This is a genomic window from Micromonospora sp. NPDC005215 (genome assembly GCF_040607915.1).
Lineage (GTDB): Bacteria > Actinomycetota > Actinomycetes > Mycobacteriales > Micromonosporaceae > Micromonospora.
The window spans coordinates 23483-40193 of sequence record NZ_JBEXHQ010000052.1 but is presented as its reverse complement, the minus strand read 5'-3'; the positions used below and the strand labels follow the sequence as shown (position 1 = coordinate 40193).

At 64.8% G+C, this 16711-nt stretch carries 14 protein-coding genes and 1 pseudogene; 5 read left to right on the top strand and 10 right to left on the bottom strand.

Features of this window, described 5'->3' with window-relative positions; all coding sequences use genetic code 11:
• Positions 1-251: 251 nt before the first annotated feature.
• Positions 252-1808 carry a pentapeptide repeat-containing protein gene (locus ABZU25_RS28850; protein ID WP_355032508.1) on the bottom strand — a complete coding sequence of 519 codons (1557 nt, stop codon included), beginning with the start codon at positions 1806-1808 and terminating at the stop codon, positions 252-254.
• Between the two features lie 417 nt (positions 1809-2225).
• Here ABZU25_RS28850 and ABZU25_RS28845 point away from each other — a divergent pair, with 417 nt between their 5' ends.
• The 5 genes and pseudogenes from ABZU25_RS28845 to ABZU25_RS28825 all read left to right on the top strand — a co-directional run bounded on the left by ABZU25_RS28845 (position 2226) and on the right by ABZU25_RS28825 (position 7951).
• Positions 2226-3161 carry a restriction endonuclease gene (locus ABZU25_RS28845; RefSeq protein WP_355032507.1) on the top strand — a complete coding sequence of 312 codons (936 nt, stop codon included), beginning with the start codon at positions 2226-2228 and terminating at the stop codon, positions 3159-3161.
• Positions 3162-3313: 152 nt separating this feature from the next.
• Entirely contained in the window at positions 3314-4570 is a 1257-nt protein-coding gene (locus ABZU25_RS28840) for a hypothetical protein (RefSeq protein ID WP_355032506.1), read from the top strand.
• 161 nt (positions 4571-4731) lie between these two features.
• Positions 4732-5895 carry a hypothetical protein gene (locus ABZU25_RS28835; RefSeq protein ID WP_355032505.1) on the top strand — a complete coding sequence of 388 codons (1164 nt, stop codon included), beginning with the start codon at positions 4732-4734 and terminating at the stop codon, positions 5893-5895.
• 371 nt (positions 5896-6266) lie between these two features.
• Positions 6267-7235, top strand: a pseudogene (locus ABZU25_RS28830) (integrase); the annotation flags it as partial.
• Positions 7236-7363: 128 nt separating this feature from the next.
• Positions 7364-7951 (top strand): hypothetical protein, encoded by a 588-nt coding sequence (locus ABZU25_RS28825; protein WP_355032504.1) that lies wholly within the window; start codon positions 7364-7366, stop codon positions 7949-7951.
• A gap of 331 nt (positions 7952-8282) precedes the next feature.
• Here ABZU25_RS28825 and ABZU25_RS28820 read toward each other — a convergent pair whose 3' ends face one another.
• From ABZU25_RS28820 to ABZU25_RS28780, 9 genes are all read right to left on the bottom strand, one after another.
• The gene (locus ABZU25_RS28820) at positions 8283-9809 is read right to left on the bottom strand and encodes a PIN-like domain-containing protein (RefSeq protein WP_355032503.1); all 1527 of its coding nucleotides are present in this window, start codon (positions 9807-9809) and stop codon (positions 8283-8285) included.
• Positions 9810-9936: 127 nt separating this feature from the next.
• Positions 9937-11373, bottom strand: coding sequence for a tyrosine-type recombinase/integrase (locus ABZU25_RS28815; protein ID WP_355032502.1), 1437 nt, complete (start codon positions 11371-11373; stop codon positions 9937-9939).
• Complete coding sequence (locus tag ABZU25_RS28810) at positions 11370-11555, bottom strand: helix-turn-helix domain-containing protein (RefSeq protein WP_030329852.1); 186 nt, start codon at positions 11553-11555, stop codon at positions 11370-11372. The genes ABZU25_RS28815 and ABZU25_RS28810 overlap by 4 nt, the downstream gene beginning before the upstream one ends.
• Positions 11552-13306, bottom strand: a complete 1755-nt coding sequence (locus ABZU25_RS28805; RefSeq protein ID WP_355032501.1) for a replication initiator — start codon at positions 13304-13306, stop codon at positions 11552-11554. Before ABZU25_RS28805 ends, ABZU25_RS28810 begins: the two co-directional genes overlap by 4 nt.
• On the bottom strand, positions 13303-13845 hold the full coding sequence (locus ABZU25_RS28800; RefSeq protein ID WP_355032500.1) for a DUF2637 domain-containing protein: 543 nt from the start codon (positions 13843-13845) through the stop codon (positions 13303-13305). The genes ABZU25_RS28805 and ABZU25_RS28800 overlap by 4 nt, the downstream gene beginning before the upstream one ends.
• Positions 13842-14030: a hypothetical protein gene (locus ABZU25_RS28795; RefSeq protein ID WP_355032499.1), complete on the bottom strand. Its 189-nt coding sequence runs from the start codon at positions 14028-14030 to the stop codon at positions 13842-13844. Before ABZU25_RS28795 ends, ABZU25_RS28800 begins: the two co-directional genes overlap by 4 nt.
• A gap of 3 nt (positions 14031-14033) precedes the next feature.
• Positions 14034-14300, bottom strand: a complete 267-nt coding sequence (locus tag ABZU25_RS28790) for a hypothetical protein (RefSeq protein ID WP_355032498.1) — start codon at positions 14298-14300, stop codon at positions 14034-14036.
• Positions 14297-15901, bottom strand: a complete 1605-nt coding sequence (locus ABZU25_RS28785) for an FtsK/SpoIIIE domain-containing protein (protein WP_355032497.1) — start codon at positions 15899-15901, stop codon at positions 14297-14299. Before ABZU25_RS28785 ends, ABZU25_RS28790 begins: the two co-directional genes overlap by 4 nt.
• 175 nt (positions 15902-16076) lie before the next feature.
• Entirely contained in the window at positions 16077-16472 is a 396-nt protein-coding gene (locus ABZU25_RS28780) for a transcriptional regulator (protein WP_091402451.1), read from the bottom strand.
• Positions 16473-16711: the final 239 nt, after the last annotated feature.

Sequence of the window (16711 nt, the reverse complement as noted above, 5' to 3'; positions counted from 1 at the left end):
CTCTAGGACGTGCCCCGCTACGTGCCCGATCGGCCGGAGGATGAGCGACAGCAGCGGTCAACCAGTGCAGGAGACGACGAAGGCCCCCGAACTACGTTTCCGCAGTTCAGAGGCCTTGCCGTTGCCTGGTGGCGGGTAGAGGATTCGAACCTCTGAAGCTTTCGCGACGGATTTACAGGGCGCCAGCGCCGAGGTTCTGAACTGCTAGTTCACCGCTGAGCGAGGCGGCAGCGACACAGGCGCGACCCAGGTCAACCGATAGGAAAGAGCACGCCAGCCGGAGGCCTCCCGCTTACCCCCGGATCGAACTCTGGCGGAACTCCGAATCTGGCCCGCTCGAAGTCCACCTTCCCGCCCACGAAGATCGCCCTGTTGAAGAACACCGACGCGCCGCTGAACGTCGCACCGCCGAAGAACACCCTCCCGCCGCTGAACGTCGCCTCGGCGAAGGTCACGGTTCCGCCGCTTAAACTCGCCCCAGCGAAAGACGCGTCCCCGCCGCCGAAGGTCGCCATGCCGAAGGACACCCTCCCCCCGCTGAACGTCGCCCTGCTGAAGGTCACCGTTCCGCCGCTCAATGTCATCCCGGCAAAGGACACCGACCCGCCGCTGAACATCGCCTCACCGAAGGTCAACGTTCCGCCGCTAATCTTTACTAGGCCGTACCTCGCTCCGCCGAAGAACACCGACGCGCCGCTGAACATCGCCTCACCGAAGGACACCCTCCCGCCGCTGAACGTCGCCTCACCGAAGGTCACCGTTCCATCGCTGAACGTCGCACCGCCGAAGGACACCCTCCCGCCACTGAACGTCGCCCCGGTAAAAGACACCGTCCCGCCGATGAACATCGCTCCCCTGAACGACACCCTCCCGCCGCTAAACGTCGCCCCGGTAAAAGACACCGTCCCGCCGGTAAACATCGCTTCCCTGAACGACACCATTCCGCCGTCGAACGTCGCCCCTGAGAAGTCGCCACCGTCGAGGACGGCGCCGGTGAAGTCGTAGTCATAGCCGCGCCAGGAGTTGGCGTCGTCCGCCTGAAGTCGAAGGTGCCTACCGATGAGCCGGAAGGCCGAGTGCCGCACCTCCCGCTCCTCCCGAGCGCTTCGTGCCCTTTGATCAATCTTCTCCGACCTTCCATCCTCCTCGGACGTCAACCCGTCGCCAGCCCATTCCCGGGGAGCGTCGTACGGCATGCGGAGGTACGCGCAGAGCACGTCAATGCAGGTTTGCCGGCCCTCCATCCAGTCGTCGGCGAGGCCAGCCATGGCATAGACCCCGGCAAGGCGTACCGCCGCCTTCTCAGAGCCGAGTTGCTCGGACGCCTTGGCAAACCGTTCGTTGAACAGCCGCATCCCGTTGCGGTCGGCCTCGATCTTGGCCCGTTCGTCTGCGGCCTCGGCAAGCGCCTTGGTTACCTCGGCGCGTGCATCGGCGGCGTGGGCCAGTTCGTGGGCAAACTCGGCAAGCTTGTTTCCGTGCTCGGCAACCCGTTGACGCCGGTACGCGACGACCAAGGCTGCGACTCCACCGATGCCCGCGACGACCGCGAAAACTAGCTTCAGTAGGTCGAAGAGTGTGCGAGTTGTGACGGTGCTGTCCTTGGCGAGGCTAGGAAAACCCCCGTACCAAAGCGCACAGGCGATCAGGCCGACAACCATCAACAAGGCAGCACCGATAGACAGGCCGATCGACCGGCGGATCTCCCACAGCTTGAGCGCTGGTACAGGGCTGCTAGCCGCCGAGACGGCAGGCACCGACACAGCAGCGGAAGGGGATGGGGATAGGTTCTCCGCCGGCAGCTCCACAACCTGTCTTCCTACCGTAGGACTGCCGCTAGGGCTGCCGGCGTGTCAGATTGTCGCCAGGCGATCCCCTGGCAGCGGGCTATGACGACAACCGCCTTTGTCGCCGTGGGATGCAGCTCCACGCCGGCTTGGAAGCGCTGACCGCCACGCCCGACGTCCTTGACCAGGGACAGCGGCCTTTCGCCCGGTGTCGGTGACACGCATACGACACAACCGCATCAGGCCTGCCCCACACCAGCCACGATGTGCCTGCACTGCCCCGTAAGACCGGGTGCGCCCAGCACCCACCCGCGCGTTGAGCACGCTGTCCAACAAGGAGCGGCTGTACCATCACCGCCTGCTGTTACACCGGGCAACGCCCAGATGATTCGCATAAAGCCGTACCAAGTAGGCGAAACGGGCATTGCGGGAGGGTATGTGTCGGAACGTCGATCAGCAGCCAAGCGGATCAACCCGAACGCCTACAACGCTCTAGCCGACGCGCTTGCAGTCGTCGTTTGGAACAAGCCAGCCTTCGGACGACTAGTCCGCGGCTTGGTTCGCGGGGCTCCAGAGCTGCTTGCGGATCTCGATTTCGATAACGACACTAAGCGTGAGACAGCTGGACGCCTTGTTGACGCCTTGATGGCGAATGAAACGCGTTACCAGGAACTCACCATATCCATCATGCTGAACCTGGCGCAGATGGAATCCTTCCCCAATCTCGAAATCCAGCGCGACCGCGATGAAAAGTTGGCCGCCGCTAAGGCTGCCGTAGCTCACCTAAGAACTTGGACGAAGGTGCACCGCTCCAAGATCGATGAATGGGAGCGTCGGGCCGCCGAGCGTGAAGCCGCTGCACGGCAAGGGGAACGTGTCCGGACTTTCTCGAAATCTCTGGAGACACTAAAGAACGAGTTCGTGTCAATGGCATCCGCTACTGACCCTCACAAACGCGGAATACAGTTTGAGGTTTTCTTGAACCACCTCTTCAACTTGTTTGACCTTGAGCCACGCGCCTCCTACTCGCTTGAGCGAGAGCAGATCGACGGAGCCTTCTCATTCGACACCGATGACTACATCCTGGAGGCTAAATGGTGGAAGGGGCCAATAGGACGAGATCAGCTCGATATCTTTGCCTCGAAGATACGGCGCAAAGGGAAGAACGCTCTAGGTCTATACATCAGCGTTAACGAGTTCACGAGCGACGCGAAGCAGGAGTTTGCATCTGCCACTCCTTTCATCACCATGACGGGCGAGGATCTTTACTGCATACTCGATGAACGACTGCGGCTCGATGACGTACTCCGCCGGAAAAAGCGACACATGAACGAGACCGGCAACTGCTACCTACCACCGCGCGAGATGCTATAGAAGGCCCGCGTCCGCTTTCTAAGGATTCGAAGGCATACAGACGAGTATTCGATCGAACTGGCATTCCGGCTGGAGGCAAGGCATTGCCAAATTTGAAGGCTTCTCCTAATGTAGGCAGGCCTGACGGAACCGCACTCGTTAAGGAGTAGCCAGTGCTCCACGATTCGCAGCTTCTACTCGGCATGTCACGACACCTATCCGGATATTCGGTGTCCCCCGCTCATGCCGCACTCGAATCACTTCAGTTTGCCGGACAAGTCTACGAAATGGCGTGGCGGCTACGAAATTCGCAAGTGTCATCGGCAGAGCGGATTGAGGCCATCGGCATCGAGGCTAAGATCGGCCCCCGACAGCTGCGCCGAGAGATCCTTCCTACGCTAGAACAGCTAGGGTGGGTTGAGGTAGAGCGCGATAACGACGGTCATCTCCTTAGCATCTCTGCCTTCATTCCACCCGGCGCTGAGCTGGTCGATGCCTCTGGCCAAATGCTAGATATTGTCATGGCAACGGAGGTGCAGCGAGCCGCACTGACTATCTTGCGCGCCACCTCTGTACAGCCATTAGAAAGAGAAGCCGCCCTACAAGCGGCATCATCTCAGAGTGATGAGGCAGCCGAAGAAGCTCTTCGCCACCTGATCTCCATCAACCTTGTCAGGCACGTAGCGAGCGAAGATGGGCGCGTGGCTGTTTTCAACCCGAACATTTTCGCGGGCGATGAGAAGATCGCGCTGGCGGCTCTCAAGACCGAGGACGCACGAGTCCGTACCGAGGTTGGAGCACTTCTCGAAGAGGTAAGCGCGGCCCCCGGCATTCCCGAACCGCACGTGACCAGCACTGAGCAACGATGGATTGACTTTGCCGTCTCTATCGGCTTGGTTGAGCGTTCTGTCGTGCAGACGAATAATGGCGACGAGAAAAGGTTCCTGTTCTCGCCACATCTAGGCAGAGACCCGTTCGGGATCGCCGCTGGTGATCCTTCTGGTCACGTCCGGCAGCTCGTAGGAAGCATGATATACGCTTCCACCTTTGCTAGTTGGCCGTTGCGGAGCCCTGGTGCCTTCTTGCACGTACTTATCCGTGACGGCGAAGCCGGAAATCATATACGGGTAGCCGAAGATTACCCCATGCTCGAAACAGCAGGCACCATACAAGTTGTCGGCACGGGTCACAACTCCAGAATGCGACTCCTGCAAGCAGACGTTGCCGAAGCTGCGCTCGCCATCATCGACTCGCGCGGTGCTGGACACTATTCGGATACTGTGGAGAGGGTGGCCCTAGGTGACCAGCGCTCCTACACGCACCTTGAGCGTGAGCGTGCACAATTAGCTAGCGAGGTGTCTCTAGACGATGAGCATGGTCGCCGAATGATTGCGGCACTGCGTGACGCTGCAGCAAGGCGGGACTTCTGATGGATAGCCGAAAGAGCCGACGCAACACAGAATCACATGCCGCAGGTAGCGCTAAGGCATCGGCGATAGTTGCGGCAAACCCTGGCGCGGAGTTGGAACGTCGAGTTGCTCGTCTTGAATTCGCAGAGGGGGCGCTGACGCGGCTCAGGGTTCCAATCCGCGTGGCAGCCGATCCCGGCCGGGCCATCCTGACAGACCTCGATATTCTAGCCCTCGATATTGACAACAGGCTTCGCCTCGCGCGGTCGATTTTGGAGAGCAAGAGTGGCAGGGGGCAGTCTGGCGAGCCGGATCGACTACTGTGGCTTTCCGGCCTTCAACGTTTCGTCAATGCCGATCGGGCGGTTCTAGTTCGTCAAACTATTACGCAGCGGGGCCGACTCGTTGCCACACAGCTTGGCGTTCAGATTATCGACGTCGCTACAATCGCGTCCCGCGAGACGGCTCATGCCTGGCTTCCGGCACGCTTTGCGCATGTTGACGGCCCGGGATGCGCCTCCATCGAGGCGCGGGCCGATACCCAACTCAAGGGCTTGGCGCAAGTACCGGGCAACCTAGTAGGATTCCTTCGGTACGAAGCACTACTCTCCTCCTCGTATCGATGCTTGAACGCGCTCCAGGCGCTTAGAACGGCATCCGATGTTGGCGGTACGCTTCCACAACCTACGGCGACTGTCTTGGCGGGGCATGCGCTCTTAACTCTGATAGTTGCGGCGCTTCAAGACGCTGGCAGCCTCGACACCGTTCGCATCGAAGATATGCGTGAGCGCGTTGAGCGCGCCGTTACGCTTGGCGAACCTGACAGCGACCGCATCTTGTCTCTTCTGGGACGGGCCGATGACGTTGTACGGACCTTCGTGGAGAGGCTTCACGCTGCGTATGTCGGTAGTGGCGCACAACGGCAAGAAATCACAGGCCCCAGTCTTCGAGACCTTGTTGCTGACCCGCCTTCCTGGCTCGACCGTTACATCGACCTAGTACAGAAACTGCGGGCGAACCCTGCCGTTGCTAGACAACTACCGCAAACGGCTGAGCTGGCCTGCTTTGATGCGCTCGCCGGGGACTCCAACTATCGCGCAGACGCCTTCAACCACCTCTTCACGCCCGAACACCGATATCTGCTAGCCGTCGCAATCAAGTGCCTCCACGACATAGCGGGACGGCAAATCGGCGCGAACGTGGATCCTGCCCTGGATCTCGATTTCTCCCGTTCGGCACCGCTGATTCCCGATCGTACTCAGCCGACTGACGGCAGCCACGACGCTTCACCCCCTCCCAGGACTGCGCGCCAGGTATCCGAGATTCCCGAACCACCGGCAGGATGAGTAGCGGCAGCCACAATGATCATTGCCGGAACCGGCCACCAAGTGGACGGACCCACTTGGCCAGGTCAGCCCGCGATCTACCCAAACCCACGCACCCTCCTGCCAGGTTGCTGCGTCGACGCCCCGCCGCGATGTCCCCGTCAGTTACAGCGGGCGGCAGGGACTAGCCTCGCGGCCAGGCCTCCCAAGCGTCCGCAAGGATTTCACTCAGCTTGGACCTTGCAGGGGTCCAATTAAGAACAGTGCGAGCGCGGCTGACGTCGGCGATCAGGTTCGGCGGTTCGGGCTTAGGCGGTTGACGGTGGACGGTGACCGGATGGCCGGTGACCTGTTCGGCGGTGGCTACCACGGTGGCCATGCTCGTCCCAATGCTGACAGCGCTCGCCGACGCTGCATTGGTGCGGAAGGCGCTCGACACGCTCGCCCTGCGGATGGATGGTGCACCCGCCTCGGCAAGCACGATCGCCCGTAAGCGGGCCGTCTTCTCTGGGGCACTCAAGTACGCCGTTGAGCTGCGGCTACTCGACACGCACCCGATGACCCTGGTGAGCTGGACCGCCCCGAAGACGGCCGATGAGATCGACCGGGGAGCGGTGGTCAACCCGGATCAGGCGCGAGCGCTGCTCGCCGAGGTGGGCCGGACCGTGCCCGAGTTGGAAGCGTTCTTCGGATGCATGTACTACGCCGCTCTGCGCCCCGAAGAGGTGCTCCACCTGCGCAAAGACGAGTACGAGCGGCCCGCCGAGCCTGACGGGTGGGGCGTACTGCGCCTGACCGGCTCGACGGTGGCCGTGGGCCGGGGCCGGGGCCAGGGCTGGGGCGACGGGGACGACACGGCCGAGGAACGAGGGTTGAAGCACCGAGCGAAGGCCGCCACGCGGGACGTGCCGGTGCCGCCGCCGCTCGTGCGACTGCTCGACCACCACGTCAAGGAGTACCCGCCCGGATCAAACGGGAAGCTGTTCGTCACCCGGCGCGGCCCCGGTGGTCGGTACGTACCAACCGCCGGGCAGCCGATCCCGAAAAACACCTACGGGAAGGCTTGGCGCGACGCGCGGGGAAAGGTGCTCACGTCCGCACAGCAGCGCTCCCCGCTGGCTCGCCGGCCGTACGACCTGCGGCACGCCGCCGTGTCGCTCTGGCTCAACGCCGGAGTGCCGGCTACCCAGGTCGCCGAGTGGGCCGGGCACAGCGTGCACGTCCTGATGCGGGTCTACGCGAAGTGCGTCTACGGCCAAGAGGATGCCGCGCGTCAACGCATCGAGGCAGCGCTGGGTGAGCCCAGAGATCGTGCCGGACGGGAGCTGCCCAGCAGCAACCTAGGTGCGGCAAGCACGTAGTCCGCTTGCGCCTCGCATCCAAAGGCTGGATTCCAACATTTATCGTGCTTCCTATGGGTGAGACGGAACCGAGCAGGAGTTGGCGTCAGTGGCGACCTCCCGGAAATGCGTTCACCCTGCTCCTAGTCGTGGCCGGCCTACTCGTCGGTTTCGGAACAGTCATCCGAGGGGGCAAGGACCCGCTCGACCTAGAAGACGTACTTCTGATCATCAGCCTGGTTGCTGGCGCGCTGACGGCTCTAACCGGGGAGGCCGTTGCAGCACGGATCCAGCGTATTCAGGCAGCGGCCAAGTTCGAGGCCGTCGCCGAAGAGGTCCTAGCCAAGGTTGAAAGATCCCTTCCAGCACACGGCCAATCACTCGAACAGGAACTATCCGACGTTTCGAATACTCTTACCCAATCCATCTCCAAGCTGCGTGAAATTAGCCATAAGGCCCAGGCATTCGAAGGTGAGGTGCGAACACTTGTCGAACGGGCTGAGTCGGCGCAGGCAATGGCTGACCTGAACGAAAGTCAAGCCACGAAAATCTCACTACTGCTGAGCGAACGCACGGAGCAACACCTCAAGGATGAGGTTGAGAAGCTGAAGGCCGCTCATGCCGAACAAGCGGACCGCCAACAGAAGAGCAGCAACCGGATCGCCCTCCTCACCTTCGTCGGCGGTGTCATCCTCGGCGTCGTCGGCAACATCCTGACGAACCTGTTGATGCTCTGAGCGCCACGGGTGCAGGTTCCGGCGACACGTATACGACACAGCCAGCGAGATCGAGCGGGCTAGAGCGGGACTGAGCGAGACTCACGAAAGAGGCCCCTGACCGGCGTTCGCGCTGGTCAGGGGCCTCTTTGCGCACCTGGTGGCGGGTAGAGGATTCGAACCTCTGAAGCTTTCGCGACGGATTTACAGGGAGTCCGCGATCTTCTCCGGCTCAGCCGGTCCGACCTGGTGTTTGACGACCCTTGATGTGCACCACCCGGCCGACCGCCCACTATCCGCCCACGCCCACGAGGATTCCACGCACACCCTCCGCCCTGCCGGATATGCAACTTCAATCCGGGGCTTCAGGACCAGGAAGCCCGTCGACGCGCAACTCGCTGAACTTGACCCATATCGTGGTGCCGTCGGGAAGGATCAGCTCTACCCGCGCCTCGATATCCTCCTCATCCGATTTCAGGATATCCGCCACTCGCGCCTCGCCGTACTCGTCGTGAGCAACCCGAGACCCGACATGCAGGGCACCACCCTCCACTTGGGCAGCCTCGGTTGCGGCTGGACTAATTGGTCGCAGCGACCAGTCCTGAAGCATCTCCACTTGACGAATCGCGGACCTCGCAAGGGACAACATCCTTGTCCTAGACGGCCGCCCGCGCCAGCTCAAACGAGCGGAATCCCTAATCGTTGAATGGTCTCCAGAGCGCAACATGTCTACTGCCGCCTGAAGGTCAGCTAGCTCTACCGCCACCTCCTCCGCCTGCGAACGCAGATCATTGAGGCGACGCTCGAAGACATCCCTTGCCCTCCCCTGCCCACGCCCAGCTGCGAGATCATACGTCGATCGATCGATCGATCTCTGAAGGCGCTCGCTTTCCGAGCGCAGATCTTCCACTTGCCGCGATGCAATTTCGGCCATCGTCTCCAGCAGTGATTCCTTGACGACGAACGATCGCGCGGCATCCCGCGAAGCTTGCACTGCGGCACTCTCCGCCTGACGGATGGTCTCCTCGCTGACGTCAGTCTCAAGAAAGGACCGCGCATGATGCAGCAGCGATTGGGTTTGCATTATCATCGCAGACACACCCGCTACGTCCCGCGCTTCGGCAATCAGGGCTGGATGGCCGCAAATCGTCTGGCCTTTTAAGCGGAGAAACCAGTCTTCTTTCGCGTCTCTCGTAACGAATAGCAGAGGCTGATTTCGCATAGCAGCTTCTTTTAGCGTTTCATACCAGACGAGATAATCACCAGTGGGGTCATCCTTGCCGCCATCCTTGTAGCCGGGCGGCTCCTGCGCTTCAACACGCCTCAACGCCTCCTCACGAGCTACGGACAATTCCCCCGCATCGAGCGGCTCACCAACTCGGCCATCGAATAGGCGCTGCAGCCGTTGGAGGATAGGATCCTGAGCATAGCCACCGGGTGAAGCGTGAGCGGCCCGCAACTGAGTCATCACCCGCTCAGCGTCGTCCAACCCCCGAGAAACTAGCTGCACCAGCTCGTCGCTTGATTCCTTGGGCAGGAGCACCCGATTGGCCAACTCTCGGATCCTGGAAACCACGGCAGTTTGCGACTGGCGCACCTCGTCGATGGCCTTCAAGACTTCCTGGTAGCTCTCCTCCTGGCTCGACATGACCTTGAGCCGGTTTCGGTGAAACTCAAGGCGAACCTGGTGAGGTATCCATATCCGCTCACCGATCTTTTCGAGCACCTCGAAAAGCTCGGACCTGGCGGGGGCGGCAAAGCGGTATAACTCAAGCAAGACATTGCTATCGAGCACAACGAGGCCCTTGGTGATGCCCATCTTGATCGAATCGGCATCTGGAACAAGGTATTGCTCGAAGCCTTCACTCAGGCCAGACACCAGAATTCACCCACAACCGCCGAGCAGGACAGGAGGACCACCAAGGTTACGACAGTGCCGGTCAATGCTGCTAGCGGATAAAAGGGGCTTCCCTTCGATACCATACGTAAGCGGTAGCGGGATGGTCTTATCCGAGGGCGTCGCCGATCTTGTCGTTCATGGTGTCGTCGCCGCCGTCGATGCAGTTGGCGTAGACGCGGAGCAGGACGGCGACGCCATGGCCCAGACGCCGGGCTACCTCGGTCGGCGGGACGCCAGCATTAAGCCAGAGCGAGGCCGCCGCGTGCCGCAGGTCGTAGGGCCGGCGGACGAGCGGCGAGGCGACCTGCGATTCGGTCAGCGCCTTCTCGCGGGCAAGCTTCCACCACCGGTCGTAGACCGATTCGGAGAGCGGCCCACCGTGCAGGCCGCGGAAGAATCGACCGTCCGGGCCGACCCCGTGATTCTCGACGTGCGCGCACAGCAGCTCGACGAGCCGGGGCGGGATCGGGACCGTACGAGTCTCAGCCCTCCCCCGGTGCTTGAGTCCCCGCCGCTCGTGGGAGCCACCGTCATCGGTCCAGTGCGAACCGGCACGCGGCGAGGTGCCGGCGAGCACCAGGCGGCCCCAGCGATATTCGATCTTCTCGTGCTCGCAGGACCGGGATGGCTTGACCGCCGCCAGGTCGTCGAAGTCGGCCCCGCAGTCGGCGCACCGGCCGGTAAGGTCGCAGTCCTCCCGCCGTAGGTCCGCGGCTTCCGAGGGACGCATCCCCGCGTAGTAGAGACAGCCGAAGAACGCAGTGACCTTGTCGGCGCGTTTGCCGAGAGATTTCACCGCCTCCAGCAGCGCGGCGACCTGGGCCGGGTTCGCCACCACCCGCCGGTCGATGGACTGGGCGACCTCGGGGGCGGTCCACTGCACCCGATCGACCGGGTTGGAGTCGAGCAGCTCCAGCTCGACGGCGTACCCGAGCACGTTGTAGAAGGTGGCCCGTTTGCGCTGGACGGTGGAGGCAGCCGCGGCCTTGCCGTCGAGGCGTACGCACAGGCTGTCGAGGACCCGGCGGACCATCGCGGGCGAGTCCAGCTCGACGACCGGGAGGGATGCGGTTTCTAGCCAGGTCAGGGCCGCCGCGTGGTCGGCGGGGATCTCGTCTGACCAGCGGCGTGGGTTGAGGCCGTAGAGGTACAGCGCCTCACGGAGCAGGGCGTCAGTCGGTCGACCCCGCTTCGCCGGCCGGGTCAGGGTCACCGTGATCGAGGTCAGAGCTTCGACGATCGAGCGCCGGGTCTTGGCCGCCGCCCGAGGCCACTTCATTCCGACGTACGCGCGGCTGTGCGCGTACCAGGTGGTGGGGTTCTTGGTCCTGGCCTCGGAGACCGGGCGGCCGGTGGCCGGGTCGAACGGCTCCCCCGCGTTGGCCGCCTGGACCAGCTCGGCGCGGAACGAGTGCGCCAGGGCTTTGGTACGGAACATGTCCTCGAAGCGCTGGCCACTCACCGCCCAGCGAACCCGCCACGGCCGAGCCTTCCGGTCGGCGCGCTTAACGATCTCCCAGATCTGGACCTCGTAGCTCTTCACGCGGCGTCCTGCTCCAGGTCGCCGAGCCACCGACCGAGCGCTGACCGGCGGACCCGCAGCTGCCCATTCGGGAGCTTGATCACCCGTGGTCCCTTGCCGGTCTGCCGCCAGTAGAACCAGGTCGAGCGCGGTACGCGCAGCTCGGCGAGCACTTCCGGCACGGTCAACAACTCCTCGTTCACTGCGTTTCCTCCCCGTTGTGCTGTGCGCTGTGCTGAGTTGCCGAAAGATCTGCGGACTCCTGCGCGGCACGGTCCTTCGCGGCGAGAAGTTCGGATCGCCAGCGGGCACGTTCGCTGATCGACCGCATGAGCCGGTGGGTCATCGGGCCGACGTCCGGGTCGTCGGGTCGGGCGAGTTCCCAGGCGTGCCGGACCCGTTCGGCGGTGTCGCCTTGGCCGTCGACGAGCTGGGTGCCGTCGGTGGTGACACCGAGCAGTGCCCGGACCCAGGCCCGCGCGTCGTGCTTGTGGTCAGCGAGGGTCTTGCCGGACCAGTCGCGGGAGATGAGGATGCGCCGGCCACCGATGCCGAGGGTGTCGCGCTGGTGGACCTTGCCCTTGCAGCGGCCGGGCTTGAGCTTGGCGTGTGCCTTCTTGGGCTGGACGCCGTAGAGCAGCCAGTTGGCGCACCGGTCGGTGCAGGGGGTCAGCTGGAGTTGCTGCCAGAGCCGGTCGAGGTGTTTGCGTTGCCGGTCGGTGGTTGCCTTGTGGCAGTCGCCGGTGTGCTTGGTGATGTATTTCGTGACGTACCGGATGGTCCGTTCGGCGTCCTCGGTGCCGGGCATGACGCCGCGGGCGTCGACCTGGGTGCCGAAGCGCACGACGTGGACGGGTTCGGCGTCCGGGTCGTCGTCGATGGCGTCGAGGGCTTCCGTCCAGGTGGTCAGTGGCTCGCGAGAGTCGGGGTCGACCCATGCCGCCGCCTGCTCGTTCCAGACCGGGAGCCGGTCGAGGGTGTAGCGCTGGACGTCGACCGAGGGCCACCACACCTGGTGATAGGTCGCCGCCGCCACGGTGCGGAGCACGTCGCGAGGGATGGTGCCCCGGATGGCGAAGTGGGCGTGCGGGGCGAGTCGGCGTTGCGGCTCAACGCAGCCGGCGTACTGGACGTTCCAGCCCTCGCACCGTCGGAGGTTCTGCCAGAACCGGTCGAGCAACCGAGGGAAGTGCACGGCATCCCAGGCGGCCCGGCGGTAGTCGTAGCGGGCGGGGTTGACGGGGGTGCCGTCGGGGCGGACCGGGCCGTACGAGTCGAGGGTGAGGGTCAGCCACATCGACGGTTGGTAGGTGGAGCCGTCCGGGGCGGTGTAGGTCTTGCCGACCGTACGCCGCTCAACCTTGCGCCGAGGCAACTCGGGGGCGTCCTGGCGCCGTTTCGTGGAGCGCTTGCGTCGCTGACCAGGCTCGTCGTCCTGGTCCTCGTCGCCGGTCGCGTGGGGTGGTCCGACGCGCCCGCGCAGGCCCTCAGCGGCGATGGCTTCCTCTACCTCGCGGATGGCCTCGTCGAGGTCGGTCACCTGGTCCCACTGCGCACCGCGTACGGCCTCGTCGCGGGAGAACTCCAGGTGTGCGCGGAACAGGATCAGGGACTTCTGCGCTTCGGTGGCGGGTTCCGGGCCGGGTAGCGGCTCGTCGTCGCGGTGCCAGCCCTCGCGGATCTGGGCTTGGCGCAGCCGGCGGTTCTTCTTGGCGCACGGCGGGCACTTGTCCTCACGAGTCGCGCCGCAGGGTAGGTCGATGACCTCGGTCAGGCCGGTGTCGAGGTCGGTCCGGCGCATGGCGAGCGGGCGAACGCAGACGCCGTACTCGATGGCGATGTCCTTGAGCACGTCGATCGAGCGGGGTAGCGCCATACGGGCCGCCCGCGACCCCGGGCGAGGAGCAACCGGGGTCGGGGCGGGTTCGAGGCCGGGCAGGGTCGGAGCCGTCATCGGATGATCCCGACGACCTGGGGCCGGTTGGGGTGAACGACGCCGACCGGAGGCAGCACCGCGACTGATGCCGGCGGCATCACCGGAGCCGGCGGCGCGGGTTCGACCGGCTGCGGCTCGTCGTACCAGTCGCCCTGCGGCTGATTGGGCTCGGGTGCCTGCGGGGTGGTGGGTGCGCTGGACAGGACGACCTTGACCAGGGCGAGGAAGGCCAGCGACGGCACCGCCGCGACGATCCAGCCCCAGACGGACGGTTCGGCTTCGGCGACTTGGGCGGCGAGGGAGAGCAACGCGAACGCGATCAGGAGGACGCCGACCAGGCCGACGGGACGACCATCACGGCGACGGGCGCGGATCTCCAGGCCGAGGTAAATGGCCATCAGTTCGACCGCTACGGCGTTGGCCCAGCCGATCCAGTCGGGCTGGCCGTGGGCGACGGTCAGGTCGTGGACGTGGGTGAAGGCTGCGGCGCCGGCCATGGTGCCGACGACGAGCAGGATCAGCACCCGGACTCCGGACTCGGCGCGCTCGCGGATCATCGGCCGCTGCCGTTGTCGCGGACGGAAAGGATGATGCAGATTCGCTGACCGTTCAGGTCGCGGCGGCGGTTGACCATGTGCGCCAGGCCGTGCAGGGCACCGGCGAGACGGTCCGGAGAACCGTTGAGTTCGATGTGCAGCGGCTTGAGGCGGTGGGTGCCGAGGAAGAAGCTCTTGAGGGACATCGGTTACCTCCGGGCCGGGGCGACGCGGGTACGGATGTGGTCGGGCGGCTCGCCGAGGGACGCCACCGCTTCGGAGAGGCAGCGCCACAGCGCCCACGCCTCGTCGGGAGTCAGGTACATGCGGCGCCGACCGCCACCGACGGCGAGATAGACCGGGTACGGATCAGGCCGGTCGGAATCGACGCGCACGGAAACCGCCGTGCTGGTGGCGCCATCGGTGCCGGGTGCGCGGAGCCGGTAGAAGGTTCGGCCGTCGGTCGGTGCGGTCACCGCGGCTCACCCCCGTCGGTGTCCCGGTCGAGGATGTTCAGCAGCGAGTCGGGCAGCAGTGGCCCGCGACGCTGCCGGGGCAGCGACGGTCGGGTCGGTCGGGTCGGTTCGGTGGCGTTTTCCCGGCCGACCTGGGCGAGGATGTCCGCCGCGTCGGCCGGTGCCGGGTACTCGGCGGCCAAATTCCGAATGTGGTCGTCGGAGATGTAGGAGAAGCGCACCCGCGCGGGCTCCGGGGTGCCGTCGAGGATCACGTAGCCGACGCCCTTGGCCCAGCGGGGCATCTGGTCGGCGAGGGCACCTCGGTTGCGGGCGCCGTCGCCCAACACGAGGTCGACTTGAGCGGCTTCGGTCAGGCCGAGCGCGATTCGGGTCGGGAACAGGTCCCGGAACGGCAGCACCTCTTTGCGGGGGTCCTGCAATGCGGCCACCACGAGGACGCCGACGCCGGCACCCTGCGACAGCAGCAGCCCGAGCGAGCCGGCGATGCGCTTGCGAAGGTCAACATCTTGGAGGTACGCGGTCAGTGCCGCCATCTCGTCGATGACGACCACGACCAAGGGGTCAGCCAGGGTCGGAGTGTGGACCCGCACCGCGCCGGCAAGCCGGGTCTGCCGCTCCCGCATCACCGTCACGGCCTCGTCGAGCAGGTCGGCCATGGCCTCGAACGACTTGCAGGCGAACCGAGCGAACAACGGCCGACCCATCGCGAACTCCATGCCGCCCTTTGGGTCAATCACCCAGAGCCGGACCAGCCCGGAGGAGATCCCACCGGCCAGAACCCGGACCAACGACCACAGCACCGAACCCTTCCCCGAGCGGGTGGCGCCGCCGATCAGTACGTGCGTGGCGAGCAGGTGCAGGCACCAGTGCCGCAGGTCTTCCCGTCGTGCCAGGGGCAGAGCGGTGAAGTCGGGCACCGATGGGACGTCGAAGGGGTCGACCAGGGTGCGTAGCGCGTCAGTGCGTACCACCACCAGATAGACCACCGAGGGCCGGTCCCGGAACCGCAGCCGGTCCACCGCGCCCAGGACCAGCGCCCAGTAGCCCGACCGGATCGGCGGGTCATCGGGACGCTCGGAGTAGACCCGGGCGTGCCGCCGGCCGAAGGCGTACGCCAGATTGGCCGTCGCCTTCTGGAACTCCTCCGGTGTCTGGCCGCGAACCATGCGGATGGTCAGCACGTCGAGCGCCTGATCCGAGCGGACCCGCAGCAGCTCCGGCAGGACCGTGCGATGGTCGTACACCTTGGCCAGGCCGCAGAGCGTCATCGCCTCGCGCCAGGCCCGCCGGTAGACGAACAACTGACGAAACCGGCCGAGGACCGGACCTGCGCACCAGGTCCACCACGACGACTCGTGCCGCCACCGCCACAGCGCCGACACGGCAGCGGCCAGGACCACGGGCACGATCACGCCGGTCCGGCCGAACTCCCGGTAGAGGCTCACCCCGGCGACGGCCAGGCCGACGGCGATCGGGTGGCGAAGGCACCACCACAGGCCCCGCCACAGCCACCGCAGCACCAGGCCGAGCGCGATCAGCCAGACCGGTAGCTCCAGCCGGCGCGGGCGGATCACCATCAGGTCCCCGGCGGTGGTCATCACAACCTCGCCACGCGGCCGGCGCATCATCGTTCACCCGCCAGGACGAGCCGCCGCAGGACGGCAGGCATACGCTTGGACATGTCACTACCTCTCTCGACAGAGCAGGGGAAAGAGACAGAGGGCGGGGCTGCCGTCCGCCAAGACCTGACAGCCCCGCCCCCACCAGATGCGGCTACTGCGCCGCCTTCGTCGCCACGCCCGCCGGGGCACGCATCCCGGTCGCCCGCAGCGAATACGCCATCCGACCGTTGTTGCCCACGTACGGCGTGACCGTCATGCCGTCGAACTCCACCGCCTCGAACAGGCCACCCGTCGGCGGCACCGGCTGGTAGTCCGCCGAGATCTTCACCGTCGTCTCCCGCGACCGCTTCCCCAGCTCCGGATCCAGGTCCATGACCCGGACCTGCCACACCCGCTGGCCGGTCAGCTTGTCCTTCGCCGGGCTACGCCGGCCGGTCTTCTCGTCGTAGTCCTCGACCTCGCCTAGGGACTCGGGCACCAACGCGCACCCCGCCGGGAACACGTCCTCACACCGCACCGCGAACCTCGTGCCGCCACGCAGAGCCATCGCTCAACCTCCAACTTGTTAACTTGTCTGCCAAGTTGAGATCCAAGGTAGACGGCACTTGGCAGACAAGTCAACAAGTTTCACCGGTGCGACTGCGCCGCACGGCGGCCTCCGCTACTAATTGAGCGCCCCCGGGGATCACCAAGGCCGCGAGGGCACTGACAGCCGAGTCCTACGCGCGGTGCTCTCGGGATGACGCCGACCATGTCTTCAGGCCGACCTGTGTTGCGGGTAGCCAG

Excerpts from the sequence above, each read along its gene's own strand:
- ABZU25_RS28780 (WP_091402451.1), bottom strand. The coding sequence starts at position 16,472 with ATGGCTCTGCGTGGCGGCACGAGGTTCGCGGTGCGGTGTGAGGACGTG.
- ABZU25_RS28800 (WP_355032500.1), bottom strand. The coding sequence starts at position 13,845 with ATGATCCGCGAGCGCGCCGAGTCCGGAGTCCGGGTGCTGATCCTGCTC.
- ABZU25_RS28805 (WP_355032501.1), bottom strand. The coding sequence starts at position 13,306 with ATGACGGCTCCGACCCTGCCCGGCCTCGAACCCGCCCCGACCCCGGTT.
- ABZU25_RS28785 (WP_355032497.1), bottom strand. The coding sequence starts at position 15,901 with ATGACCACCGCCGGGGACCTGATGGTGATCCGCCCGCGCCGGCTGGAG.
- ABZU25_RS28795 (WP_355032499.1), bottom strand. The coding sequence starts at position 14,030 with ATGTCCCTCAAGAGCTTCTTCCTCGGCACCCACCGCCTCAAGCCGCTG.